General features: G+C 59.6%; 25 protein-coding genes and 1 tRNA gene. 18 read left to right on the forward strand and 8 right to left on the reverse strand.

Annotated features, from left to right (window positions below; translation table 11 throughout):
- Positions 1 to 101: 101 nt before the first annotated feature.
- From putA to JH15_RS11280, 5 genes are all read right to left on the reverse strand, one after another.
- Positions 102 to 3,290, reverse strand: coding sequence for a bifunctional proline dehydrogenase/L-glutamate gamma-semialdehyde dehydrogenase PutA (putA, locus tag JH15_RS11260; protein WP_043530243.1), 3,189 nt, complete (start codon positions 3,288 to 3,290; stop codon positions 102 to 104).
- 204 nt (positions 3,291 to 3,494) lie between these two features.
- On the reverse strand, positions 3,495 to 4,280 hold the full coding sequence (locus JH15_RS11265; RefSeq protein ID WP_043530244.1) for an AraC family transcriptional regulator: 786 nt from the start codon (positions 4,278 to 4,280) through the stop codon (positions 3,495 to 3,497).
- A 67-nt stretch (positions 4,281 to 4,347) separates the two neighbouring features.
- A complete protein-coding gene (locus JH15_RS11270) occupies positions 4,348 to 4,722 on the reverse strand; it encodes a hypothetical protein (RefSeq protein WP_043530246.1) in 375 nt (124 codons plus the stop codon).
- Between the two features lie 50 nt (positions 4,723 to 4,772).
- Positions 4,773 to 4,846: transfer RNA gene (locus JH15_RS11275), tRNA-Gly, on the reverse strand.
- Between the two features lie 310 nt (positions 4,847 to 5,156).
- Entirely contained in the window at positions 5,157 to 5,567 is a 411-nt protein-coding gene (locus JH15_RS11280; RefSeq protein ID WP_043530248.1) for a CBS domain-containing protein, read from the reverse strand.
- Between the two features lie 213 nt (positions 5,568 to 5,780).
- Between JH15_RS11280 and JH15_RS11285 the strand changes: the two genes are divergently transcribed.
- The 8 genes from JH15_RS11285 to JH15_RS11320 all read left to right on the forward strand — a co-directional run bounded on the left by JH15_RS11285 (position 5,781) and on the right by JH15_RS11320 (position 14,451).
- Positions 5,781 to 6,092 carry a hypothetical protein gene (locus JH15_RS11285; protein ID WP_197053306.1) on the forward strand — a complete coding sequence of 104 codons (312 nt, stop codon included), beginning with the start codon at positions 5,781 to 5,783 and terminating at the stop codon, positions 6,090 to 6,092.
- Positions 6,093 to 6,602: 510 nt separating this feature from the next.
- On the forward strand, positions 6,603 to 7,691 hold the full coding sequence (locus JH15_RS11290) for an ABC transporter ATP-binding protein (protein WP_043530250.1): 1,089 nt from the start codon (positions 6,603 to 6,605) through the stop codon (positions 7,689 to 7,691).
- Between the two features lies 1 nt (position 7,692).
- A complete protein-coding gene (locus tag JH15_RS11295) occupies positions 7,693 to 8,790 on the forward strand; it encodes an ABC transporter ATP-binding protein (protein ID WP_043530252.1) in 1,098 nt (365 codons plus the stop codon).
- Complete coding sequence (locus JH15_RS11300; RefSeq protein ID WP_043530253.1) at positions 8,787 to 9,671, forward strand: carbohydrate ABC transporter permease; 885 nt, start codon at positions 8,787 to 8,789, stop codon at positions 9,669 to 9,671. Before JH15_RS11295 ends, JH15_RS11300 begins: the two co-directional genes overlap by 4 nt.
- Before the next feature lies 1 nt (position 9,672).
- Positions 9,673 to 10,566: a carbohydrate ABC transporter permease gene (locus JH15_RS11305; RefSeq protein ID WP_081948994.1), complete on the forward strand. Its 894-nt coding sequence runs from the start codon at positions 9,673 to 9,675 to the stop codon at positions 10,564 to 10,566.
- Between the two features lie 14 nt (positions 10,567 to 10,580).
- Positions 10,581 to 10,853 carry a DUF2160 domain-containing protein gene (locus JH15_RS11310; protein WP_043530255.1) on the forward strand — a complete coding sequence of 91 codons (273 nt, stop codon included), beginning with the start codon at positions 10,581 to 10,583 and terminating at the stop codon, positions 10,851 to 10,853.
- 59 nt (positions 10,854 to 10,912) lie between these two features.
- Positions 10,913 to 12,649 (forward strand): ABC transporter substrate-binding protein, encoded by a 1,737-nt coding sequence (locus JH15_RS11315; protein ID WP_043530257.1) that lies wholly within the window; start codon positions 10,913 to 10,915, stop codon positions 12,647 to 12,649.
- Between the two features lie 137 nt (positions 12,650 to 12,786).
- Complete coding sequence (locus tag JH15_RS11320; RefSeq protein ID WP_052384055.1) at positions 12,787 to 14,451, forward strand: glycerol-3-phosphate dehydrogenase/oxidase; 1,665 nt, start codon at positions 12,787 to 12,789, stop codon at positions 14,449 to 14,451.
- A gap of 13 nt (positions 14,452 to 14,464) precedes the next feature.
- Here the strand turns inward: JH15_RS11320 and JH15_RS11325 are convergent, their stop codons facing one another.
- On the reverse strand, positions 14,465 to 14,920 hold the full coding sequence (locus JH15_RS11325; RefSeq protein WP_052384056.1) for a DUF6314 family protein: 456 nt from the start codon (positions 14,918 to 14,920) through the stop codon (positions 14,465 to 14,467).
- Between the two features lie 25 nt (positions 14,921 to 14,945).
- On the opposite strand from JH15_RS11325, the gene JH15_RS11330 reads away from it, so the two are divergent.
- The 8 genes from JH15_RS11330 (at position 14,946) to JH15_RS11365 (ending at position 21,470) form a co-directional block, all read left to right on the forward strand.
- The gene (locus tag JH15_RS11330; RefSeq protein WP_043530259.1) at positions 14,946 to 15,818 is read left to right on the forward strand and encodes a carboxylate/amino acid/amine transporter; all 873 of its coding nucleotides are present in this window, start codon (positions 14,946 to 14,948) and stop codon (positions 15,816 to 15,818) included.
- A 64-nt stretch (positions 15,819 to 15,882) separates the two neighbouring features.
- Entirely contained in the window at positions 15,883 to 16,764 is an 882-nt protein-coding gene (locus JH15_RS11335; RefSeq protein WP_043530261.1) for an NAD(+) kinase, read from the forward strand.
- 19 nt (positions 16,765 to 16,783) lie between these two features.
- A complete protein-coding gene (locus JH15_RS11340; RefSeq protein WP_043530778.1) occupies positions 16,784 to 17,770 on the forward strand; it encodes a metallophosphoesterase in 987 nt (328 codons plus the stop codon).
- A 182-nt stretch (positions 17,771 to 17,952) separates the two neighbouring features.
- A complete protein-coding gene (locus JH15_RS11345) occupies positions 17,953 to 18,804 on the forward strand; it encodes a rhomboid family intramembrane serine protease (RefSeq protein ID WP_043530262.1) in 852 nt (283 codons plus the stop codon).
- A gap of 16 nt (positions 18,805 to 18,820) precedes the next feature.
- Positions 18,821 to 19,081, forward strand: a complete 261-nt coding sequence (locus JH15_RS11350) for a YeaC family protein (protein ID WP_043530263.1) — start codon at positions 18,821 to 18,823, stop codon at positions 19,079 to 19,081.
- A gap of 38 nt (positions 19,082 to 19,119) precedes the next feature.
- Entirely contained in the window at positions 19,120 to 19,917 is a 798-nt protein-coding gene (locus JH15_RS11355) for a DUF2797 domain-containing protein (protein WP_052384097.1), read from the forward strand.
- 100 nt (positions 19,918 to 20,017) lie between these two features.
- Complete coding sequence (locus tag JH15_RS11360) at positions 20,018 to 20,701, forward strand: glutathione S-transferase family protein (protein ID WP_043530266.1); 684 nt, start codon at positions 20,018 to 20,020, stop codon at positions 20,699 to 20,701.
- Between the two features lie 49 nt (positions 20,702 to 20,750).
- The gene (locus JH15_RS11365) at positions 20,751 to 21,470 is read left to right on the forward strand and encodes a glutathione S-transferase (RefSeq protein ID WP_043530268.1); all 720 of its coding nucleotides are present in this window, start codon (positions 20,751 to 20,753) and stop codon (positions 21,468 to 21,470) included.
- A gap of 68 nt (positions 21,471 to 21,538) precedes the next feature.
- On the opposite strand, the gene JH15_RS11370 is transcribed toward JH15_RS11365, so the two are convergent.
- A complete protein-coding gene (locus JH15_RS11370; RefSeq protein WP_043530270.1) occupies positions 21,539 to 23,026 on the reverse strand; it encodes a RimK family protein in 1,488 nt (495 codons plus the stop codon).
- Between the two features lie 172 nt (positions 23,027 to 23,198).
- On the opposite strand from JH15_RS11370, the gene JH15_RS11375 reads away from it, so the two are divergent.
- Positions 23,199 to 23,714 carry a GNAT family N-acetyltransferase gene (locus JH15_RS11375; protein WP_052384057.1) on the forward strand — a complete coding sequence of 172 codons (516 nt, stop codon included), beginning with the start codon at positions 23,199 to 23,201 and terminating at the stop codon, positions 23,712 to 23,714.
- Positions 23,715 to 23,751: 37 nt separating this feature from the next.
- Complete coding sequence (locus tag JH15_RS11380) at positions 23,752 to 24,237, forward strand: YajQ family cyclic di-GMP-binding protein (protein ID WP_043530272.1); 486 nt, start codon at positions 23,752 to 23,754, stop codon at positions 24,235 to 24,237.
- 59 nt (positions 24,238 to 24,296) lie between these two features.
- Here JH15_RS11380 and JH15_RS11385 read toward each other — a convergent pair whose 3' ends face one another.
- Entirely contained in the window at positions 24,297 to 25,097 is an 801-nt protein-coding gene (locus JH15_RS11385) for a DODA-type extradiol aromatic ring-opening family dioxygenase (RefSeq protein ID WP_156105294.1), read from the reverse strand.
- Positions 25,098 to 25,140 lie beyond the last annotated feature (43 nt).

The raw sequence follows: 25,140 nt of genomic DNA on the forward strand, positions 1-25,140 counted from the left end.
GTTTATCAGGCGCGAAACCTCCCTGGCCACCGGCCAAGGAGGTTTCGGGCGCCCCCGTCGTCATCGAACCCGGCAGGATGACGACGGGCTGCGGCGCTTGCTCAGGTATCGCCGAGCGCCAGCAGCGACGCGTTGCCGCCCAAGGCGGCGGTATTGATGGTGACCGTCTTTTCGGTGGCGAAGCGAAGCAGGTAGTTCGGGCCACCTGCCTTGGGGCCCGTGCCCGACAGGCCTTGCCCACCGAAAGGCTGAACGCCAACCACGGCGCCGATGATATTGCGGTTTACATACACATTACCAACCCGAATTTTCTGAGCAATGGCTTCCGCAAAGGATTCGTTTCTGCTATGGACGCCAAAGGTCAAGCCGTAGCGCCGGTCATTGATCGACTGGATCACCGCATCGATTTCGGAGGCCTTGTAGCGCACGATATGCAGCACGGGGCCGAACTGCTCGCGCTCCAGGGCATCGATACCGTCGATCTCGAAGGCCGTCGGCGGCACGAAGGTGCCGTCTGCCGTATGGGCGGGGTTCAGGCGCGTCTCGGCGATCAGACGCCCTTCGGCTTTCAACGCTTCGATATGTCCGACAAGGCCCTCACGTGCGTCTTCATCGATGACCGGGCCGACATCGGTGCCCAGATCGCGCGGATCGCCGACGTGCAGCTCGGCCATGGCGCCCTTGAGAATCTCGATGACACGGTCGGCCACGTCTTCCTGAAGATACAGTACTCGCAGTGCAGAGCAGCGCTGGCCGGCGCTCTGGAACGCGGACTGCACAACGTCGGCCACGACCTGCTCGGGAAGCGCCGTCGAATCGACGATCATGGCGTTCATGCCGCCCGTCTCGGCAATCAGCGTGGGCAGCGCCGCCCCCTCGCGAGCCGCAAGCGCGCGATTGATGATCTGGGCCGTATCGGTTCCACCCGTGAAGGCGACCCCGGTGATGCGCGGGTCGGAGGTCAGCACGCTGCCCACTGTGGGGCCATCGCCCGGCAGCAGCTGGACCACGTCGCGCGGCATGCCCGCTTCGTGAAGCAATTCGATCACGCGGTGAGCGATCAAAGAGGTCTGCTCGGCGGGCTTGGCCAGTACGGTATTACCGGACACGACCGCGGCCATGATCTGTCCGCAGAAAATGGCGACCGGGAAGTTCCACGGGCTGATGGCTGCGAACACGCCCTTGCCGGTAAGCAGCAGTTCGTTCGATTCTCCGGTCGGGCCGGGCAGCGGGGTCGGGTTGAACAGATCCTCGGCGCGCATGGCGTAGTAACGACAGAAGTCGACCGCTTCGCGGATTTCATCGACACCATCGGTCAGCAGCTTCCCGCCTTCGCGCGAGCAGAGCGTCATCAGCTCCGCCATGTTGTGCTCCATCAAGTCCGCCAGGCGGCGCAGGATCGCGGCGCGTTCGGCGACCGGCGTCGCGTCCCAGCTCGGAAACGCCTGCCAGGCGGCATCGATGGCGCGGCGTGTCTGCTCGCTCGAGGTCCACTGCACCGAGCCGACACGCACGCGGCGGTCGAAGGGACACAGCACGTCATGGGTGTTGTCAGCGTCGTCATCCACCGAGAACGCCAGCAGTGGCTTGACATGATGCTCCTTGTCCATGAAGGAGCCCATCTCGTCCACGAGCGGCTGGTACTGGCTACGTATATTCAAGTTAACGCCCTGAGAATTCTTGCGATTCTGCCCATAGAGATCCCGGGGAAGCGGAATACGGGGGTTGGCGTAGGAAGGGTACTGCTTGAGCGTCTCGACCGGGTGCACGCAAAGCGACTCAACGGGGACGCGGGGATCGACCAACTGGTGCACGAAGGAGGAGTTGGCGCCATTTTCGAGTAGCCGGCGCACCAGGTAGGGCAATAGGTCCTTATGCGCCCCCACGGGGGCATAGATACGACAGTAGGTGCCCTTGGGTGCGCGCTTTAGCGCGGCGTCATACAACGCTTCGCCCATCCCATGCAGACGCTGGAACTCGAAGGGACGAGAGACCTCATTGGCCTGTTCCAGAATGGCACTGATGGTATGGGCGTTGTGCGTGGCGAACTGGGGGAAGATCTTGCCCCGGGTGTTTTCCGACAGCAGGAAACTGGCACAGACCAGGTAGGCGACATCGGTATTGGCCTTGCGCGTGTAGACAGGGTAGCCGTCCACGCCCAACTGCTGCGATTCCTTGACTTCACTATCCCAGTAGGCGCCCTTGACCAGGCGGATGGGGATCTCGTCACCCTGTTCGTCGGCAAGGCGGTTAAGGTACTGGAGCACGGGCAGGGCGCGCTTGGAATAGGCCTGAACTACCAGGCCAAAATGCCCCCAGCCGCTACATACGTCGCTTTCGAATACGGCGCGGAAAACCTCCAGTGACAGTTCCAGTCGATCGACCTCCTCGGCGTCGATGGTCATGGCGACGCTATACTCACGCGCCAGGGTCGCAAGGCGCTTCACACTGGCGACCAACTCCTCGAGGACCTGCTCGCGACGGCCGAACTCATAACGCGGATGCAGCGCCGAGAGTTTGATCGAGATCGAGGGGGCAGGGGTCTTGTCGGCCAATGTCTTGCTGGTCTTGCCGACCTGCTCGATGGCGCGTGCATAGTCGTTGAAGTAGCGCTCCGCGTCCTCCCGCGTGCGGGCGGCTTCGCCCAGCATGTCGTAGGAATAAGTATAGCCCTTGTCGAAAAGCGGCTTGGAGCGCTTCAGCGCCTCGTCGATATCGCGCCCCAGCACGAACTGCTTACCCATGATCTTCATGGCCTCGACCATGGCGCGGCGGATGACGGGTTCGCCCATGCGGTTGACGAGGCGATTGATGAAATTGGCCGGCTTGCCGTCGCGGGGATGATCCATGGTGGTGACGCGGCCAGTCATCAACAGGCCCCAGGTCGAGGCGTTGACGAACCACGACTCGCTCTGGCCGACATAGGATTTCCAGTCGGCGGGGCCCAGCTTGTCCTCGATCAGGGCATCGGCAGTAGCCTTGTCGGGAATACGCAGCATGGCTTCTGCCAGGCACATCAGCATCAGCCCTTCGTGCGTATCCAGACTGTATTGCTGCAGCAGTTCGTCGATGCTGTCCACGGCCGTATCCATCTGACGGACTTCGCGCACCAGCTCAGCGGTCTTTTCGGCGATGCGCTTGAAGTCTTCCTCGTCGTTGGCCAGGAATTTGACCTGCTCCGCCACATAGGCGTTTTCGTCGACGATATAGTGGTCACTGACCCGGGCGAACAGCGTCGCCAGGTCCTGGTTCCACGTAGCACTATCCAGCATGTTGTTGGCGTTGAGCATGTGACTACCTATAGCGATGGGTGAACGAAACCCGCACTTGGCCAGGTCGGTCCCCGTGATAATGAGATGAATGTAGAGCGGGGTGTAGACGCCGTCTTGCCGAATCCTCGGCAGGAGTTGTCAAAAACGCGGATTTTCACAAAGAACCATCTTGTCACCCTAGTCCAGGATGACGAGACGTGCCGTTGGGGTTAGCGCTGCGGGCTACCGGCCAAGAGCGAGCAACGAGGGAGCGTCGGCGCGTCGCAATAGGCTCGGCGGGTGACCGTAGGTTCGGCGGAATGCGTGGGACAGGGCGCTCTGATTGGCAAAGCCGGTATGCGCAGCGATCTCGGATAATGGTAGTCGCGTTGAAGTGAGAAGATGGCGAACGGCACCGAGACGTTGCCGCAACAGATATTGATAGGGCGAGAGCCCGGTCTGTTGCCGGAAGCGCTCACTGAAGTGTGCTTCACTCAGGCATGCCTGCTCGGCCAGATGCTTGACGGTGATACGTTCGGCTAGGTTGCGCTGTATGTAGCGATCGAGGGTCTGGAGGTTCAACCGACGCGGACCGCGTGTCGCCAGGTCGGGGTGCAGACGGGCATAAAGACAGCTGAGAAAAGTGGCCGCCAGCAGGTCGCCCTGCCTTTCATATTGTCCGCCCTGGCCAAGTTCCTGGGTAAGAAAGTCGAGGTACGATCGCAGGGGAGCGTCGAGTTCGAAGAAGCGGGGTGCGTCGAAGAGGCGGGCAAGCTCATGGTTAGCCCCTGTCAGGCAGGGTCCGTCACCGGGCAGGTCCAGGATCAGCTGGCGATTTTCTCCGATGCCCTCATAGTAGTGCACATGGTTGGCCGGCACGATACAGCCCGAAAGCGGGGCGATTCGCCCGCCCAGCCCTTCGATCTCGAGCTCGGCATGACCACTCAGCCCGATCACGATTTGGTGGAAATCGTGATCGTGGTGCTTGGTCATATTGTCGAGCGGAATCAAGCGAATGGCGCTGGACATGTGTCACCTCGAGCGAGCCGGCGATGAGAGCCGATCTCAGTATACCCGCTTCGTCCACTGAAATGCGTCAACGCGAATCGTGGCGTCGCTCACGCAGTGCAGTGTGAGCCGCCAGATGATCGCGTAGTGCGGATAGTTCCTTCTTGCCTTCAGGCGATAGCAGTGAGCCGCCACGTGATGCCCTCCAGGGGCGGCCATGATCCTCCATCAGGCGCTGTGCACGGCGTCTCACGCTTTCGAGATAGGCGTCGTGCCGTATGGGATAGCCGACGATGGTCTGCCATTCGGTATCGCCGATCTGATCGTTCAGGGCGCGATCGAACAGGGCTAGCAGGTCGTGTGGCTCAGTGCGGTAGCGTGGGGTTCTCGACAGTAGAAGGACGCCCAAGGTACTGCCGATGACGAGTAGGCAGACCGCGAAGACCAGTAGATAGGTTGCCATGACCAGGAGTCCGTGGCGAGGGTGCGGAACCCAGACGCGGGTCGCAGGAATGGAGCGGGTGAAGGGAATCGAACCCTCGTCTTAAGCTTGGGAAGCTTCTGCTCTACCATTGAGCTACACCCGCGACGCGTTTCGATAGTAAACTCAAGGCCTTATCCGGATCAAGCTGTCTCACGTTTTTCGCGTTCCATGGGACTTAAGTCGTTGTTATCTCGCTTGCACGCCAAGGCTGGGCGCTGCCTGGCCAGGAAAAGAAGAGAAAATCTTGCGCTGGCATGAAACTTTTGCCGAATCCATGGTCATAGAGACATAAGCGCAATTTCAAGGTGATAGCAGTCGCTCTTCCAATTGTGTTTATGCTCGCAGTTTCGATCTCTTGGCCGCCATATGCATGCATATGGCGGCTTTTCTTTGCCATGCTGTCAGGCGAGGCATCAGCGGCCATTACGCATGCGCAACAGGGCGGTAAGCACGTCATGACGGGTGACGATACCGATGAGCTTGCCTTGTTCGACCACAGGAAACACCTTGGGGCGTGCCCCGTGCATCTCCTGGGCGAGGTCAGTGATGCCCTTGCTGGCCGTCACACACAGGGCTTCTTCGCGCATCAGGTCGCGAACCTGAGGCGGCTCGTCATTCAGGTAGGCGCTTTCCAGCAACTTGCCGAGCACATCCTGCTCCGAGATGAAGCCGATCAATCGATCGTTGTCATCGACCACCGGTGCACCGGGAAGCCGATGCAAGGCAAGTCCCTTCACTAGCGTAGTAATCGGCATGCTGCCGCTGACCCGAAAGCAATCCCGGGACATGATGTCGCGGACGATGGTGGGCGCCGTGTTGGCCATGGATGTCTCCTCTTCAGGCACGCTTGTTGGCCAAGGGCCAACGCGTTTCTCCCGTTCAGGATAGTCGAGTCCGACGAGGGGGATTTTCGGGTCGCTGAGGACCGCAAGAACTATTGTATAGATAGCACTGATAAGGAATTTGCACGCGGGCTCTCGCCGTTAGCCCTGATTGACGCTCGCATCGAGCGTACCACCCCCCTGGAGGATTCGACCATGGATGCAAGAGAGTATCTCGCCAAGAAAGGATTGGCCGATGACCGCGACGAGTCGCATCCCAATACGCTGGAAGAGCTGGCCTGGTCCCGGGCTCGTCAGTCGGGTCAAAAACGACCCAGAAGCGGTACACCTCACGACTGGGAGGACTGGGACCGCTACCATGCCGAGCTATCGCAAGGGGCCGAATCGGTAGGACAGAAGCTCGATACTGCCTCCCGCCTGGTCTATCAAGGGCGTATGGCCCGCCTGCCTCAGGGCACGTCACCTCTAGGTGGCCCGAAAGCCGATCCGGGGGCTGATAATCTTTGAAGTCTTGTTTATTTTCGGAATCGAACTAGATTTTTTCTACACGAAAGCGCGACGTTTCGGCTCGTCTTGCTGAGGCGAGTATATTCCCCTCGGGTGTGGCGAGTTGTATTTCTCGTCACAAAGCTGCATTTATTATCGAGTTATTGTTTGCGCCGGTTAGACCATTGTCTAGCCTTCAACGGCTTGAAAGCCATTGAAGGGGAGAGGTAGGTAAGCTAGCCTGATCATCGAAACCGAACATTTAATGTTCGTTTTTTTAAAAATCGAACATTGCTGCGCGGGCATCGCACACCCGCTTAGCGTGGGCTATCACAATGATAAGAAAGGACACTGCTCAATGGCACCTATGTCTTGTCGCTTCACTGCCTGCTCCAGTCCGTTGAATCTGCTTTTGCTTACAAGTGCCTTGCTTTCAGGCCCTTGGCTTTAATGTCCTTGAAACGTTCGGTTGCCAGCGTGTCGAGAGGCTGAGCCCCTCTTTCTCTACAAGACGATAACAACGAGCCAAGCATGTCTCTGATTCTCGAAAAAATCGATCACGTGGTTAACGGCGCCACGCATATCGACAACGTCAGCCTTGAACTGGCTCCGGGGTCGTTCAATGTTCTGCTGGGGCGCACCCTGGCCGGGAAGACCACCTTGATGCGGTTGATGGCAGGCCTCGAACGGCCGACGCATGGACGTATCCTGATGAATGGCCATGACGTGACCGGGGTGCCTGTGCGCAAGCGCAACGTGTCGATGGTCTACCAGCAGTTTATCAATTACCCCAGTTTGACCGTTTACGAGAATATCGCCTCACCGCTCAGGTTGGCTGGTGTCGAGGCCCGTGAAATCGATCGCCGGGTGCGCGAGACGGCCGAAATGCTGCATATGGAGGCGTTGCTCGAGCGCTATCCCCAGGAGCTCTCGGGAGGGCAGCAGCAGCGAACTGCGATGGGGCGAGCGCTGGTCAAGGATGCCGAGGTAATCCTGTTCGATGAGCCCTTGGTGAACCTTGATTACAAGCTGCGCGAGGAGTTCCGGGAGGAGCTGCGTGAATTGTTCAAGACGCGCAAGGCCATTGCCGTTTATGCCACGACCGAGCCGAATGAGGCGTTGGCGCTGGGTGGCCATACCGCCTTACTCCACGAAGGAAAGTTGCTGCAGTACGGCCGCACCGAAGACGTCTACCATCGGCCCCAGAACATTCTCAGTGCCGAGATGTTTTCCGAACCGCCCATCAATGTCTTGCCTGGCATGGTCTCGGGGTCGGAAGTCACCTTCGATCGCCGGGTTCATTTCTCCCTGACCGATGACCTGAAACGGCTGGCGCCCGGCCAGTACCAGTTCGGGGTACGTGCCTCGCACATTACCCTGGGTCCGCAAAGTCCTGACGACCTGGGGCTGCCGGTCAGTGTCGATCTGGCCGAAATCAGCGGCTCGGAAACGTTTTTGCATGTGCACAACGACCTTTTTGATCTCGTGGTGCACCTGGCCGGGGTCCATGAGTTCGCCGTCGATCAGGAAATCACCGTTTATCTCCCGCCGCACAAGATGTATGCCTTCGACCGGGAAGGGGCGGTCGTGCACATCCCCCCGCATCTCGAAGGAGCGTGACATGGCCGAAATCACCTTGAAGTCGCTGGCGCACACCTACGTCGCCAAGCCGCAATCCCCTCAGGACTATGCCATACGCGAGATGACCCATGTCTGGCATCAGGGAGGCGCTTACGCTCTGTTGGGGCCCTCCGGGTGCGGAAAATCGACGTTACTCAATATCATCTCCGGCTTGCTGGAACCGTCCGAGGGAGAGGTGCTTTTCGATGGTCAGGTCGTCAATGCCTTGCCGCCCGAAGCGCGCAACATCGCTCAGGTTTTCCAGTTCCCGGTGATTTACGACACCATGACGGTGTATGACAACCTTGCCTTCCCGTTACGCAACGTCAATACGCCGGAACAGCGAGTCAGGGAGCGGGTCACCGAGGTGGCCGATGTGCTCGAGCTCGGGGCACTCCTCAAGCAAAAAGCCAAGAACCTGACCGCCGATGAGAAGCAGAAGGTATCCATGGGGCGCGGCCTGGTACGTGACGACGTGTCGGCCATTCTGTTCGACGAGCCCCTGACCGTTATCGATCCACAGCTCAAGTGGAAGCTGCGCCGCAAACTGAAGGAAATCCACCAGCGCTTCGGCATCACCATGGTGTACGTCACCCACGACCAGCTCGAAGCCTCGACCTTCGCCGACAAGATCGCCGTGATGTACGAGGGGCAGGTGGTGCAGTTCGGGACCCCGCGCGAGCTCTTCGAGGTCCCGGCCCATACCTTCGTGGGTTACTTCATCGGCAGCCCCGGGATGAACTTCCTCGAGGTCACCGTCCGGGGCAGGGATCTCTATAGCGGGGACACTCGGATCCCGCTGGACGAGGGGCTCGTCTCCGCCGCGGCGAGGAGCGGATCGAACAATATCAAGCTCGGCATCCGTCCCGAATTCATCGATGTCATGCACGAGCCGGGGGCCGAGACGCTCGAGGTCGAGGTGAATCGCGTTCAGGACCTGGGCACGTACTCGATCGTTTCGTGTCATCTGGGCCAGACGCCGCTGAAAGTGCGCGTAGAGGAGGGCCAACACGTCGAGGGGCCCCGGTGCCATGTGCGTTTCGTGCCCGAACGCGTGGGGCTTTATGTCGACGAATACCGTGTGGAGCTAGGCCAATGAACAAAGTCAGAAACAACCATGCCTGGTGGTTGATCCTGCCGATGCTGCTATTGGTGGCCTTCTCGGCGATCATTCCGCTGATGACGGTGGTCAACTACTCCGTGCAGGATGTATTCGATCCCTATACCCGGTTCTTTACCGGAACCGAATGGTTCCAGGTGATGCTCAACGATCCTGCACTTCAGGCAGCGTTGCTTCGCCAGTTTGCTTTTTCCCTAACGATACTCGCCATCGAGGTACCGCTGGGGATCGGTATTGCCCTGATCATGCCCAAACAGGGTTGGCAGGCCTCGGCGGTGTTGATTCTGGTGACCCTTCCGTTGCTGATTCCCTGGAACGTGGTGGGCAGCATCTGGCAGATATTCACCCGCGGCGATATCGGCCTGATGGGGTGGGGGCTGCGGGAGTTGGGGTACGGCTACAACATTACCCGGAGTCCTGCCGATGCCTGGGCCACCATCGTCCTCATGGACGTATGGCATTGGACGCCGCTGATTGCCTTGCTCTGTTATAGCGGGTTGCGTGCCATACCCGAGGCGTATTACCAGGCGGCACGTATCGACCGAGCCTCGAAGTGGGCGGTATTTCGTTTCATCCAGTTGCCGAAGCTCACCAATGTGCTGGTCATCGGCATCCTGCTGCGCTTCATGCACTCCTTCATGATCTACGCCGAGCCGTTCGTACTCACCGGCGGGGGGCCGGGCAGTTCGACTACTTTCCTCAGCCAGTCGCTGACCACCATGGCGATCGGACAGCAGGACCTGGGTCCGTCGGCGGCATTCTCGCTGATCTACTTCCTGATCATCCTGCTGGTCAGCTGGGTGTTCTACACCGCCATCATGCACAGGCAGAAAGACCCTACTACCCAGGGGGAGCGTTGAGATGAGCGATTCACTGCCGACCACCCCGCAAGCCGTTCGTCAGCGCGTAGCCGTTCAGGACTATCGTCGCCGTCGCAAGGCACGCGCTGCCTCGATCACGTGGCGCCGCCGCGGGCTGATGACCGCCTATATCGTCTTCGTCCTGCTGCCCATTTACTGGCTGCTCAATATGTCGTTCCAGTCGAATACCGAGATTCTGGGAGGGCTGACGCTCTGGCCCCAGGATTTCACGCTGGAGCATTACACGAAAATCTTCACCGATTCGACCTGGTACATGGGATACGTGAATTCCATGACCTACGTGCTGATGAACATGGCCATCAGTATCGTGGTAGCGCTGCCTGCAGCGTATGCCTTCAGCCGTTTCCAATTCATCGGCGACAAGCATCTGTTCTTCTGGTTGCTGACCAACCTGATGGCGCCACCCGCGGTCTTTCTGCTGCCCTATTTTCAGCTCTACTACACGGTGGGCCTGTTCGATACGCATGTGGCCGTCGCGCTGGCGCATTGCCTATTCAACATTCCGTTGGCGGTATGGATCCTCGAAGGGTTCATGAGCAGTGTGCCCAAGGAAGTCGACGAAATGGCCTATATCGATGGCTATAGCTTCCCGAAATTCTTCGTCAAGATATTCCTGCCCATGATCCGCTCGGGCATTGGTGTCACGCTGTTCTTCCTGTTCATGTTCTCGTGGGTCGAACTTCTCTTGGCCCGTACGCTGACGTCCACCAATGCGCAGCCTATCGCCTCGATAATGACCCGGACTTCGACAGCCTCCGGCATCGATTGGGGGACGTTGGCCGCTGCCGGAGTGTTGACCATCCTGCCCGGCATCGTGGTGGTCTACTTCGTACGCAACCATATCGCCAAGGGCTTCGCCCTGGGCCGTACCTGATCGGAGGCTAAGCCATGTCCTGGATGGTCTGGACCGTACCCACGGCGGTGTTCTTTTCTACCATCGCTGCGATGCTCGCCGGCATGACGGCCTGGGAGATCGTTTCGCCCACCGTAGAGCGCAATGGCTTCCTGCCCATTGCCACGACGCGCGGCGACCGGCTCTTCATCGGCCTGCTGTCGGCCGCGTATATCCATCTGATCGTCGTCGGCTTCCTGCCGATCAGCATTTGGTTTGCCCTGGGCCTGTCCATCGTGTGGATGCTGGTTCTGATGCACTGGGGTTAATCAATCCAAGGAAGGGTAATACCCGCAATAAAGACAACACCAACGAAGAAGAGGTCATCATGAAGCACACTAGCATCCGACTCTCTCTACTTGCCGCCAGCGTCATGCTTGCCAGTAGCGCACTACAGGCCCAAGAGCCCAGCCGTGAAGTCATCGAACGGCTGATCGATGAGCACTTTCAGAACTCGACGCTGACTCGTGAGGAGCAGATCGAGGAGCTCGAATGGTTCGTCAAGGCGGCCGAGCCATTCCGCGGCATGGAGATTAATACCGTTGCCGAGGGCCTGACCACGCATACCTATGAGCGTGATGTGCTGGCCGAGGCGTTCACAGAACTGACCGGCATCGAGATCACCCATAACATCATTGGAGAGGGCGATGTCGTCAATAACATGCAGACCCAAATGCAGTCGGGGCGCAACATCTATGACGGCTACGTCAACGACTCCGATTCGATCGGTACCCACATTCGCTATGGCACGACCATCAATATATCCGAGGCGATGAAAAACGAGTGGGCCGATTACACCCTGCCTACTCTCGATCTTGACGATTTCATGGGTATCCAGTACGGCACCGGGCCGGATGGCAGCATCTACCAATTGCCGACCCAGCAGTTCGCCAACCTCTATTGGTTCCGCTATGACTGGTTCCAGCGTGAGGATTTTCAGGAGCAGTTCCGCGACATCTACGGTTATGACCTCGGTGTGCCGACCAACTGGACGGCCTATGAGGATATCGCCGAATTCTTCACCGAGCATGTCGGCGAGATCGACGGCACCAAGATCTACGGCCACATGGATTATGGGCGCCGCGACCCATCGCTAGGCTGGCGTTTCCACGATTCCTGGCTATCGATGGCGGGCATGGGCAGCCCCGGCGTACCGTTCGGCAACCCGGTCGATGACTGGGGTATTCGTGTCGACGAGGAGAGTCGTCCGGTAGGCGCAAGCGTCTCCCGTGGCGGAGCGACCAACTCGCCGGCCTCGGTCTTTGCCGTGACCAAAATGGTTGATTGGTTGGCCAAATATGCTCCCCCCGAGGCGCAGGGTATGACCTTCGGTGAAGCTGGCCCCGTGCCTGCGCAAGGCAATGTCGCCCAGCAAATGTTCTGGTACACCACCTTTACCGCCGACATGATCAGTCCCGATGTGGCCGTGACCGATGACGAGGGCAACCCCAAGTGGCGTATGGCGCCGTCGCCGACCGGCCCGTACTGGGAAGAGGGCATGAAAGTGGGGTATCAGGATGTGGGCGCCTGGACCTTCTTCGACTCCACGCCCGAGGATCGTCGTACCGCGGCTTGGCTGTTTGCGCAGTTCACTACTGCCAAGACGGTCTCTCTTGAGAAATTGATGGCGGGCCTCACGCCGATTCGTAAATCTGACATCTTTTCTGACCAGATGACCGAGATGGCGCCCAAGTTGGGCGGTCTCATAGAGTTCTATCGTAGCCCGAACGAATCCAACTGGACTCCCTCGAGCACTAACGTGCCGGATTATCCGCGCATGGCACCGCTGTGGTGGCAGAACCTGGCGCCCGCGGTCAATGGCGAGGTCACGCCGCAGGAGGCTCTGGATAACCTGGCAGGCGATCTCGATAGCGTCATGGCACGCCTGGCGAGAGCCGGTGTCTTCTCCACGTACGCGCCCAAGCTCAACGAAGAGCGGGATCCGCAGGAATGGCTCGATGAGCCGGGTGCGCCCAAGGCCAAGCTCGACAACGAGATGCCACAGGGGACCACCATGCCCTACGACCAGATGATGGAGGAGTGGATGGCGGCCGGTACACGCTGATCGAATGGGCGGCAGTTTCGCCGCCCCTTGCTGCCGCCGTGCGGTAGCCAAACAACGTGAAACCGGTCGCCCAGTATGGGTCTTGAAGCCCCGCTCGGCGTAACCGAGCGGGGCTTTGTCATTAAAAAGGGCTTCCCATGCAACTTCGCAATAACAATATCCGCCGGATGGCGGAGACACGCTTCGATGTCGTCATCATCGGAGGGGGAATCAATGGCGCCGCCTCGGCCGCAGCCCTCGCGGGACGAGGGGTCAAGGTGGCGCTGATCGACCGGGGGGATTTCGCCGGCAGCACCAGCATGCAGTCTTCCAACCTGGTTTGGGGCGGCATCAAATACATGGAGAGTTACGATTTCGCGCTGGTGCGTAAGCTGTGCAAGAGTCGAAACCATCTGATTCGCCATTACCCATCGACGGTCCAGGAAATTCGCTTTCTCACCACGATCGGCGAAGGGTTCCGGTACCACCCGCGCTACCTCTGGACCGGTGCCTGGATTTACTGGCTGATGGGCAGTGGCTTTACACGCATACCGCATTTTCTGTCACCATCACGTATCCGGGCCAAGGAGCCCATTATCGATGTCGAGGGCGCCGTCGGCGGCTTTGAGTATTCCGATGCCTATCTCTATGACAACGATGCTCGGTTCGTCTTCAATTTCGTGCGTAGCGCCATGGATCGCGGCTGCGCCGCCGCCAATTATGTCGAGTCCCTGGGAGCCAGGCGGGAGGAGGGTGGCTGGCGTGTTACGGCGCGAGATGTCATGAATGGGCATGAGTTCGATATTCGAGCCCAGGTCCTCGTCAATGCCGCCGGCCCCTACGTGGATCAGCACAACGCGTTGACGGGTCAGCAGACGCGCCATCAGCATGTCTATTCCAAGGGTATTCACCTGATCGTCCCGCAACTGACGAATGCCAAGCGCGTCCTGGCTTTCTTTGCCGATGACGGCCGGCTTTTCTTCGTGATTCCCATGGGGCGACGAACCTGTATCGGAACCACCGATACCCGGGTCGAGGGGCCCGACGTCGAAGTGACCGAGGAGGACGTTCGCTTCGTGCTCGACAATATCAACAAGCGTCTACAGCTTGAACGGCCACTGGAGACGCGGGACATCATCGCAACCCGTTGCGGGGTGCGCCCCCTGGCGGTAAAGGCAAGCTCCGGAGGGGGGCGGGATTTCCTGCAGCTTTCACGCAAGCATGCGCTCGATATTGATCCGGACGACGCCCATGTCAGCATATTCGGCGGCAAGCTGACCGACTGTCTCAATGTCGGCGATGAGGTCGTCCAGGCTGTCAATCAGCTGGGGGTCGAGGTTCCTTATCCGCGTTATGCCTGGTACGGCGAGCCTCCCCAGGCGACACGCGACGAGTTTTTTCACCAAGCGACACTGATGGCGCTCGATGCCATGGCCCGACCCGATGCGGCCGAGTCACTGAGCCAGCGACTTTGGCGGCGCTATGGGGCACATGCCCTGGAGATGCTCGATGAGATCCGCGAGGATCCCCGCCAGGCTGAGGTCATGATCGAGGGTACGGAGTATCTGCGCTGCGAGATTCGCCAGGCCGAGCGTCGCGAAATGATCACCCAGCTCGATGACTTCCTGCGACGACGCTCGAAAATTTCGCTGGTGCTCAAGCGCGAGGAGATTCGGCAATCACCCGGGCTCTCTGAAGCGTGCCGCGTGCTCTTCGGCGATCAGGCAGAAGAGAAGCTCGAGGAATACTTCGCGATGCAAGGCGATACGTCTGCTTTCGGGTCAGGCCAGGGCGCCGTGAATTCCGAATCTTTGCGTTGGTAGCCGAACCCTAGGGCTATCGATAGCGGTAGTGAAGGGTTTCATCCTTGCGCGGCCCTCGAATCTGCCAGTGCAAGTCGAAGCCCCCGCTCCATAGGTGCAAGCGCGCCCAATAATTATCCATTCCGCAGAGGTGCGCTTCATCACTGACCAGATCGAGCGAGTCGTGCCCGGCGACAAGGTCGAAAAGCCAGACGGCGTGAGCCGGACCCCGCCGCTCATGAAACAGCCTTAGGCGATCCACTTCGACCTCCCACCGATAGACATTGGTAAACGCGACAGGATTTCCACCGGCGGCAGGTTGAAAGTGACCTTGCTCGTGAAAGCGAATCTGGTTTGCCTGCTGCTCGATCCGTACCTGGCCGTTGCCCTGGCCCTGCCAGCCGCTGGCGGAGCTGGGGCCAGGCTGGGCATCGAAGGTGAACGAGCGTATTGCTGTCAGCAGGGGCAGTCGGGCTATACTATCAGTCAACTTTAAGTCTCATTTGGGGTTAACTGTGGGCTATCTTGTCGGCGTGACGGTGCTATGGGCATTTTCCTTTTCCCTGATCGGAGCCTATCTTTCGGGTCAGGTGGACAGTTATTTTGCGGTACTGACGCGTATTGCGCTGGCGAGCCTACTGTTCTTGCCGTTCTTGCGGCCTCGCATGCTCGCGCTTCGCCACATTCTTTCCCTGATGGGGATCGGGGCCATCCAGCTCGGTCTGATGTACATTTTTTTCTATCAGTCCTTTCAGCTGCTGTCAGTGCCTGAAGTCTTGCTCTTCACCATTTTTACGCCGCTCTATATCACGCTCATCGACGATGCCATGGCCGGGCGCTTTACCCCATTCTACCTGCTGACGGCGGCTCTGGCCGTGATCGGGGCCGCCGTGATTCGTTACGAAGGCGTCAACAGCGGTTTCTGGGCTGGGTTCCTGGTCGTTCAGGGGGCCAACCTCTGCTTCGCCCTGGGGCAGGTTGCCTATCGTCACCTTGCCGTGCAGCTTCCCAGGGACGTGGCTCAGTTTCGTCTGTTCGGCTGGTTCTATCTCGGCGCGCTGGGCCTTGCCCTGCTTGCCTTTGGCCTGTTCGGCAACGCGGAGAAACTGCCTACCACGTCCTTGCAGTGGGGAGTATTGGGATGGCTGGGGTTGGTCGCATCGGGGCTCGGCTATTTCCTGTGGAATCGAGGGGCTACCCAGGTGGATGCCGGGGCGCTGGCGATCATGAACAATGCGCTGATTCCCGCCGGCTTACTGGTCAATCTGGTGATCTGGAATCGCGATGCCGACCTGGTTCGTCTGGCCCTGGGTGGAGCGATCATCGTCGTCTCGCTTGTGATCAATGAATGGTGGGTAAAGCGCCGTCAGGCCGTGGCTGCCGCCTGAGTCGGTTTGCCCATGGGCAAGCGACCCCGCATAATGGCCAGCCTCGACGGGAGAGGCTGATTGCATGACATCCTTCAAGAACATCGGTCTGATCGGCCGGTTGGGCAGTGCCAGGGCGGTGGACACGCTCAAGCGGTTGGTCCGTTATCTCGATAAACGCGGCCTTCATGTCATTATCGAGGATCGTACCGCCACCGTGCTGCTCGATCATGGCCAGCAGGAGGCCAGTCGAGACAGGCTTGGCGAGATTTGCGACCTGGTCATCGTGGTGGGTGGCGATGGCAGCATGCTGGGAGCGGCCCGGGCCCTGTGCCTGAGCGGTACGCCGGTGCTAGGCATCAACAGAGGTCGCCTGGGTTTCTTGACCGATGTGTCTCCCGACGAGATGGAAGTGAAGGTCGGCGAAGTACTCGACGGGCATTTCGAAATCGAGGAGCGTTTCCTGCTCGATGCGCAGGTGTACCGCAACGACATGCCGGTTGGCGACGGTGATGCACTCAATGACGTTGTCGTGCACCCCGGCAAGGCGGTGCGCATGATCGAGTTCGAACTCTTCATCGATGGCCAGTTCGTATACAGCCAGCGTAGCGACGGCCTTATCATCGCCACTCCGACCGGAACCACGGCTTACGCTCTCTCCGGAGGTGGCCCCATCGTTCATCCTGGTATCGATGCCATCACCTTGGTGCCGATGTTTCCTCATACGCTATCCAGCCGGCCGATCGTCGTGGGGGGCGGTAGTGAAATTCGCATTCATATCGGCGAGACCAACGAGGCTTATCCTCACGTGAGCTGCGACGGCCAGACCCGGGTCGTCTCAAAGCCTGACGATATCCTTTATGTGCGCCGCAAGCCCCAGCGCCTCAAGCTGGTTCACCCATTCGGCCACAATTTCTATGAAGTGTGTCGTAGCAAGCTCGGCTGGAGCAGCCGGTTGGGAGCGTAACGTGAGCATTCGTCCCGATATCGAAGGCTATGACCTGATAGGTGATGTGCATGGCTGTGGCGCCACGTTGGCGGCATTGCTTGAAAAACTCGGATATCACCAGCGGGGCGGCGTTTATCGTCACCCGCGACGCAAGGTGATCTTCCTTGGCGACCTGATCGATCGTGGCCCGCGTATTCGTCTGGCAGTCGATATCGCTCGGCGCATGGTCGAAGCTGGCGAGGCGCATATCGTCATGGGTAACCACGAATACAATGCGCTGGCTTATTGCAGGCAACGTCGGGTGGGTAACGAACATGCCTGGCTGCGCGAACATACGCCACGCCATAACCGCATCATCAAGGAAACGCTCGAACAGTATCGAGATCACCCCAGCGAATGGGAGGATACCCTTGCCTGGTTCATGGACATTCCCCTGATGCTCGAGATCGATGGGATACGTATCGTCCACGCCTGCTGGGACCAGGCGCTGATCGATGCCTTTCGTCGCGACCATCCCGACGGCAAAATGTCCGAAGCGTTCCTCGAGCAGTCGGTGGACAGTGACAGCCTGGCGTACCGGGTTCTCGATCGCCTGACCCGGGGCAGCCATATCCCGCTCCCGCCCGGCATGGAGATCCATTCCGGTGATGGCTTCACGCGGCGTAGTTTCCGCGCCCATTTTTGGGCGCGTCGCCCGCGTACGTATGGCGACGTGATTTTTCAGCCGGACAACTTGCCCAATGACTTGGAACTACGGCCACTGGACGAGGAGGAGCGTAACCGGTTGAGTTATTATCCGCCGGACGAGCCGCCGCTGTTCATCGGCCACTATTGGTGTGAGGGTATCCCGGCACTGCCGGCGCCCAATATTGCTTGTCTCGATTACAGTGCCGTCAAGTTCGGTCGTCTGGTGGCCTACCGATGGTCGGGCGAGTCTTGTCTGGATGCCAATCGCTTCGTCTGGGTTCGCGTGCCCCGCGACGAACAGGCACGGCCTAGACCCTGGGAGATCGACTTCGATTGACGCATCGGCAGGCATTGTTGTTGCGATACAATTAATTACATAATTATTCGACTCGACTGTGAACTTGCCGTTGTCATGACCATCAGAGTAAGTGTTCCCTTGAATGATCCCTTGCTTTTATCCGGCGGCCCCCTCCGCCGGATTTTTCTTTGTCCAGACCATTCATGAGCTTTGGAGAATCCATGTACAAGGTGCTCATGCTGCCCCGCGATACCGATACCCGTCCCTTGCGGGAGGCGCTCTGGGCACATCGCATCGGTCATCGTTTCACCGAGGACGAGCAAGGCTATACCTTATGGTTGGCCGATCCCGCACAACACCAGCAACTGATGTCACTGTTGGAGCGTTGGAAGCAGGGTGAGTCATTGATGCCCGTCGGGCATCGCCATCGTCGGCGCCTGGCCGATAGCGGCGTGACACGACCTTTTCGTGTCGCGCCCGTGACTGCGACCTTGCTGGGGCTGTGCCTGCTGGTGTTTGGCTTGATGGCGGTGCTGGGCGATCTGGTGGTGGCCATGCTCACCATCGTGCCGATCGGCATCGCCAATGGCAGCCTGGTCTTCGCCGACCTGGGCGATACCTTCGCTTCGGGCCAGGTATGGCGAATATTCTCTCCAGCATTGCTGCATTTCAGCTGGATGCACCTGATCTTCAACATGTTGTGGCTGTGGTATTTCGGTCGCCAGGTCGAGGAAATACAGGGCAGCCGGCACATGGCGCTGTTCGTCCTGTTGACGGCGGTGGGTTCCAACCTGGCGCAATATGCGACCGGCACGGTGCTCTTCGGGGGTATGTCCGGCGTCGATTATGCCTTGCTTGGCTATGTGTGGCTGATGTCGCGCCGGGCGCCACAAAGCGGCTTTTTCGTGCCGCAGATGCTGGTGGTTTTCATGCTCGGCTGGATGGTATTCACCATGACCGATATCGCCGGTCTGGTGGGCTTTGGCAATGTCGCCAACGAGGCCCATGTCGGAGGCCTGGTCGTGGGCTTGCTGCTGGGATGGTATTATTCGGGCCGCCAGCGGCGGCAATAGTCACGAGGAAGCACCCATGAGCGAGATGACCTTCGATCGCATGATCCAGCAGATGTCCCCGGAAATCTACGAAAGCCTCAAGCAAGCGGTTTCGCTGCGCAAGTGGCCGGATGGACGGCGTCTGACCGATGAGCAGACCGTGCTCTGTCTGGAAGCGGTCATCAAATACGAGCACGAGCATAATGTCGCCGAGGATCAACGGGTAGGCTACCTGGAGCAGAGCGGCTGTGGCAGCGACAATGCCGGCCAGGGAGATAGCATCAAGTGGGTGAACTGATCGACTTGGCGACGAGCTTTCGTGGCCACCTGAGCAAGATGGCCATCGCCCCGGGGCAGGGCGATGAGCCGGCTCGTTATCATCTACGGGCCGGGGATCATCGTATCGATCTCAATGCGCGTCTGGGGCAGCCGCTGCGGTTGAGCTACACGGGAGCGATCGCTTGCACCCATTGCGGACGCCCGACGAACAAAAGCTTCGGGCAGGGACATTGCTTTCCCTGCTTCAAGCGGCTGGCCCAGTGCGATACCTGCATCGTCAAGCCCGAGACGTGCCACTACCACGCCGGCACCTGTCGCGAGCCGGCTTGGGGGGAGCAGCATTGCTTCCAGCCCCATGTGGTCTACCTTGCCAACTCGTCGGGATTGAAGGTCGGCATTACGCGCAAGACGCAATTGCCGACTCGCTGGCTCGACCAGGGGGCCATCCAGGCACTGCCCATCCTGGAAGTCGATACGCGGCTGCAGTCGGGCAAGGTCGAGATGCTGTTCAAGGAGGCCGTGGCCGATCGCACCAACTGGCGCGCCATGCTCAAGGGCGAGGTCGAGCCGCTGGATCTCATCGCCGAGCGTGACCGTCTCATGGCGCGGCTCGAGAGCGGTCTGGCCGGGCTGAGAGAGTACGTTGGCATCGATAGTCTGCGCGAGATCGACGCCTCGCCCACGCATCTGCATTACCCTGTGCTGGAATCGCCACGCAAGATCGTTTCGCACAATTTCGACAAGTCACGTGAGGTGTCAGGCTTACTCATGGGGCTGAAAGGGCAGTATGTGATTCTCGATACCGGTGTCATCAACCTGCGCAAGTTCACCGGCTACGAGATCGAGGTCGCCTGAGTGCCGCGTGGCATGCCGGCTCGGCACTGGACGCCGAGCAAGGCAGGCGGTAATAGTAGCTCTTTGCCGACAAGCTCGGCCGTTTCGCGACGGGAACCCCATGTATCGCCTGCATATAGCCAACAAGAACTACTCCTCGTGGTCGCTTCGCCCTTGGGTGCTGATGCGTGAGCTGGGCATCGAGTTTGAAGAGTGCCTCACGCCCTTCGTCTCGGGCGGCAGCTGGTCCGACTTCCGCCACTTCTCACCGACAGGTCAGGTCCCCTGTCTGGTGGACGAAGAGACCGTGGTATGGGAATCGCTGGGCATCGTCGAATATCTCGCCGAACGGCATCCAGGCGTGTGGCCCCAGGCGTCTCAGCCGCGAGCTTGGGCACGCTGTGCCAGTGCCGAAATGCATGCCGGCTTTGGCCAGCTTCGCCAACGCTGCACAATGAACTGCGGTATTCGCGCCCGCCTGCATGATCAGCCAGACGTGCTGCTGAAAGAATTGACGCGTCTGGATGAGCTTTGGTGCGAGGGGTTGGGTCGTTTTGGCGGGCCCTTCCTGGCAGGGGCTGATTTCACGGCAGTCGATGCCTTCTTCGCTCCGGTTGCCTTCCGCCTGCAGAGTTATGACCTGCGTCTCAGTGAGCCTGCCATGGCCTACGCCGAGCGCTTGTTGCAGATGCCGTCGCTTCGAGCCTGGTACCAGGCGGCGCTCGACGAGACCTGGCGTGAGCCCGGTCATGAAGATGAGGTTCTTGCCTATGCGCGTATCGTCGAGGATCTCCGCCGCCAGTAGCGTTTTTATGAGCTAGCCTGTCAGGGACATTTTAGACAGGGGCGGTCCCATGCGCTTTGAACTTTACTATTGGCCCGGCATTCCCGGGCGGGGCGAATTCGTCCGTCTGGCCCTCGAGGAAGGAGAGGCCGACTACCTTGATGTCGGTCAGTCCCCCGAACTGGGGGCCGAAGAGGTGGCGAGTCGTCTGAGCGATCCCGAGGTGGCACAACCGCCATTTGCGCCCCCGTATCTCAAGGCCGACGGTATAGTCATTTCCCATGTGGCTAACATTCTCCAATACCTGGGGCCTCGGTTGGGCCTGGCACCGGAGGATGAGGGGCAGCGTTACTGGTTGCACGGCCTGCAATTGACCATGACCGATTTCGTTGCCGAGATTCACGATGTCCATCATCCCATCGGCGTCGGTCTCTACTACGATGACCAGCGTGAAGAGGCGCTGCGCCGGTCAGAGCAGTTTCGCCAAGAGCGGTTGCCCAAATTTCTCACTTACTTCGAGCAAGTACTGGCCCGGAATCCCGACGGCCATGGGTGGTTGGTTGGTGACTCGCTGACCTATGCCGATCTGTCGCTATTCCACATCCTTTCGGGGTTGCGCTACGCTTTTCCTCAAGCCATGCAACGCTTCGAGCCCGACTTTCCCTTGCTGGGTGGCTTGGTGTCGCGTGTGGTAGAGCGCCCCAATATCAAGGCTTACCTGCAATCGGAGCGGCGGCAGGAGTTCAATGAACAAGGACTGTTCCGGCACTATCCGGAACTCGATGGCTAACTTGCCCGTGCTATCGCATACCCAGTGAGATCCACGCCCGCGTGCGGCGTGGATACGCAAGGAAAGGACTATAGAACGTGGCGCCGGCGGGCTTCCATACGTTCGAGAAAGACCTCCATGATCCGATCGTACAAGCGGGGGCCCAGCACGGTATCCTCGACGCCGGCATCCACGTTGGGATTGTCATTGATCTCGATCACCACGACCCGATCGCCGATTTGCTTGATATCCACACCGTACAGGCCATCGCCGATAAGCCGGGTGGCTTTCAGCGCCGCCTTGACCACGGCCTTGGGCGCCTCGCTGGGCGCGTGGGTACTGAAACCACCGCTCTTCACCTTGCCTTTGGAATGGTCATAGATCTGCCAGTGACCCCGTGCCATGTAGTATCGGCTGGCATAGAGCGCCTCGCCGTCGAGGACGCCGATCCGCCAGTCATACTCGGTGGGTAGCCACTCCTGCAGCAGCAGCAACGCCGAGGACTCGAACAGGCGTGTCGCCTCGCGAACCAATTGCTCGGTGGATTCGATCTTGACGATACCTCGAGAGAACGAGCCGTCCGGTACCTTCAGTACCATCGGATAGGTGAGCCCAGCGGCACGTTCCGGCAAGCGCTTGAGATCGAGGCGATTGAGCAACAGGCCGTCGGGACTGGGAACGCCCTTGGCGCGTAGCAGGGTGTGCAGATAGACCTTGTTGGTACAGCGCAAAATGGATCGCGGATCGTCAATGACCACCAGGCCTTCGTGTTCGGCGCGCTGCGCCATGCGGTAGGTATGATGGTCGAGACTCGTGGTTTCGCGTATGAACAACGCATCGAATTCGGCCAGGCGTGCCTCGTCACGCTTGGTGATCAGGGTCGCATCGATGCCCAGGCGCCGTGCCGCACGTATGAACTGCTTGAGCGCACTACGGTTACTGGGAGGCAGTGCCTCCTGAGGATCGACCAGGATCGCCAGATCGAAACGGTAGCGACGACGTGCCTTGGGCGTACGCCAGACCTTGCGCGAGTGGCGATTCAGCGCGCTGGCAAAAAGATCCTGCTCCTCACCCCGCAGGGCGGAGAGCTTGAGCGGCTTGAGCCGAGACAGGCGCCAGCTATCTTCGCGTCGTGTGAAGCGGGCTTCGAGCAACGGGCAGGGCAGGCGTTCGAACAGGCGGCGGGCCAATTTGGCGAAACCTGCGGGCAGGCATTCGCCAAACATCACCCGAAGCGTCACGCTGTCGCCCTGGAGTGCGCCACGCTTGGCCAGATCGGCAAGTAATGGGGCGAGACTCTCCAGTTGCAGGTCGACCAGCGATTTCCTCGACAGCTGATTGAGGGTTTCGACGCTTGGCAGCACGCGCTGACCGCGTGCCTGGGCCAGCAAGGATACGTAGTAGCCGGTTTCCAGGTAGTCCAGGTCATCGCACAGGTTGATGACATGCGTCGCGGCATCCTGGTCGGCCACGAGCCGTTCGTCGGCAAGGTAGTCGTTGGCGGTAATCAGGTCTTCGGTAGGATAGTAGGGGCGCCAATCAGCGAGGCGGTCAACGACGATACGCAACGAACTCATAACCCGGTACATCCCCTTTGAGGCATTGGCCCACATGGCCAATTCAACCTAGCATGCCCGGGCATGGGGCGAGGGACAATACTCGGACCAAGTGAAATAATTTCATTGTCCAGGTTAATGACAAGCGTCTCGCTGGGCTCCAGAATCCGCGACAAAATCCATGAGATAACCGATGAGTTGCGTACTTCGCGCCGCACGTCCCACCGATCTCGATGCCTTGTGCCTGCTCGAGATGGCGTGCTTCGATGGCGACCGTTTCAGCCGCCGGCAACTGGCTCACCTGCTGCGTGGCGCCAACGCCGTCACCTGGTTGGGTGTGGATGATCACGACTGTCCGCTGGGCTATGGCACGCTCCTGTTTCGCCGCAACAGTCGCAGTGCGCGCCTATACTCCTTTTGCGTGCACCCCGACGCGCGTGGCAGTGGGCTTGGGCGTCGCCTGCTCGAGGCACTCGAGGCCGAGGCCATTCAACGAGACATGCGCCAGCTTACGCTGGAAGTCAGGGCCGACAATCGAGTTGCCCTGGGCCTTTACCGTCGCATGGGATTCGGGCTTCAGCGTTGGATCGACGACTACTACGTCGATGGCTGTGCCGCCTGGCAGATGCACAAGCCTCTCGAAACGGATGCGTCGGACGGTATGGATCCCCCGCAACAGGCGGATGCAACTGTAGGACGCCTGACTTAGAATCGATGCCCCTTTCGCAGCCAGGAGAAGCTTCAGCATGCCTTCCTTCGATATCGTCTCGGAATTCGACAAGCACGAAGCCAGCAATGCGGTCGATCAGGCCAACCGTGAAGTCCAGACCCGCTTTGACTTTCGGGGGGTCGATGCCAGCTTCGAGCTCAACGACGATACGGTCTCACTCGAGGCGGACGTCGACTTCCAGCTCAAGCAGATGCTCGATGTGCTGCGGAACAAGCTAATCGCCCGCGGCATCGATGCACGCTGCATGGACGAACAGGACCCGGTACTCAGTGGGGTCAAGGCACGCCAGGAGGTCAAGCTCAAGCAGGGCCTGGAGCAGGCCGACTGCAAGGCAATCGTCAAGCAGCTCAAGGACTCCAAGCTCAAGGTTCAGGCCCAGATTCAGGGTGACAAGGTGCGCGTGACCGGCAAGAAGCGCGACGATCTCCAGCAAGCCATGGCCCTGCTCAGAAGCGAGGAAGGCCCTGATCTGCCGCTTCAGTTCAATAATTTTCGCGATTGACGAGCTGTCCCGATCAAGCCGAGCTGTCTGGCAGCGTGTCTGCGCTTTGACTCATTGCGTCAGGCCACCGTTTGCCACTGTTCGGCCAATCGGGGACTCGCCAATGTCAGCATGCTCAGGTTGCCGTAGCTGAAGCTGTCGTGAAGTGCAGCCATGGGCCGACCGTTCATCGCCGCTACGCACATCAATAGCGGTAGGAAATGCTCTGGCGTAGGGTGGGCGTGCTTGGCATAGGGCGCCTGATGTTGCCAATCGGCCAAGGCGGCAAGGTCGCCGCGGTTCGCCACATTTTTCGCCCAGGCAGTGAACTCACGCGCCCACGGGTCGGGGGGTGCAAACTCGGGTTTCCGATCACCCAGGTTGTGCGTCGCGGCACCGGAGCCGATCAGCCACATGTCGTTGGCGGTTGCATAGCGCCCCAGTGCAGCTGCCAGCGACAACTGCTCGGGGGGCGTCAGGCTCATGGGCACACTCACTGGCACGATAGGGACATCGGCGTCGGGCCAGAGCAGCGACAGCGGCGACCAGATACCGTGATCCAGAGGGCGAACAGGATCGAGACTGGCCTTGTAGCCTTGAGTCTGTAGCGCTTCGGCAAGCTTCCGAGCCTCGGAGGGCATGCCCTGTGCTGGATACCGCACTTCGTAGAGTTCGCGAGGGAAACCATAAAAATCGTGCCACGTCCCCGGTAAGGCGTCGGCACCCAGCGTCAGCGTGGGCGTCTCGAAGTGCGCTGACACCACCAGGGCACCCCGTGGCCGGGTGAGGCGTCGGCCCAGGTCTGACAGGAACGCCCGCGCCGGGTGATCGCTCATTATCAGCGCGGGTGAACCGTGGGAGATGAATAGGGCGTTGAGCATGCGGGCCTCGGACAATGGATCTCATGTCCCAGCTTACGCGTCA

Source organism: Litchfieldella xinjiangensis (assembly GCF_000759345.1).
Taxonomy (GTDB): Bacteria; Pseudomonadota; Gammaproteobacteria; order Pseudomonadales; family Halomonadaceae; genus Litchfieldella_A; species Litchfieldella_A xinjiangensis.

What these genes read in the sequence shown, in the direction of transcription:
- JH15_RS11360 (WP_043530266.1), top strand. Translation starts at nt 20,018, where the DNA reads ATGTATCGCCTGCATATAGCCAACAAGAACTACTCCTCGTGGTCGCTT.
- JH15_RS11315 (WP_043530257.1), top strand. Translation starts at nt 10,913, where the DNA reads ATGAAGCACACTAGCATCCGACTCTCTCTACTTGCCGCCAGCGTCATG.
- JH15_RS11295 (WP_043530252.1), top strand. Translation starts at nt 7,693, where the DNA reads ATGGCCGAAATCACCTTGAAGTCGCTGGCGCACACCTACGTCGCCAAG.
- JH15_RS11310 (WP_043530255.1), top strand. Translation starts at nt 10,581, where the DNA reads ATGTCCTGGATGGTCTGGACCGTACCCACGGCGGTGTTCTTTTCTACC.
- JH15_RS11365 (WP_043530268.1), top strand. Translation starts at nt 20,751, where the DNA reads ATGCGCTTTGAACTTTACTATTGGCCCGGCATTCCCGGGCGGGGCGAA.
- JH15_RS11320 (WP_052384055.1), top strand. Translation starts at nt 12,787, where the DNA reads ATGCAACTTCGCAATAACAATATCCGCCGGATGGCGGAGACACGCTTC.
- JH15_RS11290 (WP_043530250.1), top strand. Translation starts at nt 6,603, where the DNA reads ATGTCTCTGATTCTCGAAAAAATCGATCACGTGGTTAACGGCGCCACG.
- JH15_RS11300 (WP_043530253.1), top strand. Translation starts at nt 8,787, where the DNA reads ATGAACAAAGTCAGAAACAACCATGCCTGGTGGTTGATCCTGCCGATG.
- JH15_RS11385 (WP_156105294.1), bottom strand. Translation starts at nt 25,097, where the DNA reads ATGCTCAACGCCCTATTCATCTCCCACGGTTCACCCGCGCTGATAATG.
- JH15_RS11350 (WP_043530263.1), top strand. Translation starts at nt 18,821, where the DNA reads ATGAGCGAGATGACCTTCGATCGCATGATCCAGCAGATGTCCCCGGAA.
- JH15_RS11335 (WP_043530261.1), top strand. Translation starts at nt 15,883, where the DNA reads ATGACATCCTTCAAGAACATCGGTCTGATCGGCCGGTTGGGCAGTGCC.
- JH15_RS11280 (WP_043530248.1), bottom strand. Translation starts at nt 5,567, where the DNA reads ATGGCCAACACGGCGCCCACCATCGTCCGCGACATCATGTCCCGGGAT.
- JH15_RS11270 (WP_043530246.1), bottom strand. Translation starts at nt 4,722, where the DNA reads ATGGCAACCTATCTACTGGTCTTCGCGGTCTGCCTACTCGTCATCGGC.
- JH15_RS11375 (WP_052384057.1), top strand. Translation starts at nt 23,199, where the DNA reads ATGAGTTGCGTACTTCGCGCCGCACGTCCCACCGATCTCGATGCCTTG.
- JH15_RS11380 (WP_043530272.1), top strand. Translation starts at nt 23,752, where the DNA reads ATGCCTTCCTTCGATATCGTCTCGGAATTCGACAAGCACGAAGCCAGC.
- putA (WP_043530243.1), bottom strand. Translation starts at nt 3,290, where the DNA reads ATGCTCAACGCCAACAACATGCTGGATAGTGCTACGTGGAACCAGGAC.
- JH15_RS11370 (WP_043530270.1), bottom strand. Translation starts at nt 23,026, where the DNA reads ATGAGTTCGTTGCGTATCGTCGTTGACCGCCTCGCTGATTGGCGCCCC.
- JH15_RS11345 (WP_043530262.1), top strand. Translation starts at nt 17,953, where the DNA reads ATGTACAAGGTGCTCATGCTGCCCCGCGATACCGATACCCGTCCCTTG.
- JH15_RS11285 (WP_197053306.1), top strand. Translation starts at nt 5,781, where the DNA reads ATGGATGCAAGAGAGTATCTCGCCAAGAAAGGATTGGCCGATGACCGC.
- JH15_RS11355 (WP_052384097.1), top strand. Translation starts at nt 19,120, where the DNA reads ATGGCCATCGCCCCGGGGCAGGGCGATGAGCCGGCTCGTTATCATCTA.
- JH15_RS11305 (WP_081948994.1), top strand. Translation starts at nt 9,673, where the DNA reads ATGAGCGATTCACTGCCGACCACCCCGCAAGCCGTTCGTCAGCGCGTA.
- JH15_RS11265 (WP_043530244.1), bottom strand. Translation starts at nt 4,280, where the DNA reads ATGTCCAGCGCCATTCGCTTGATTCCGCTCGACAATATGACCAAGCAC.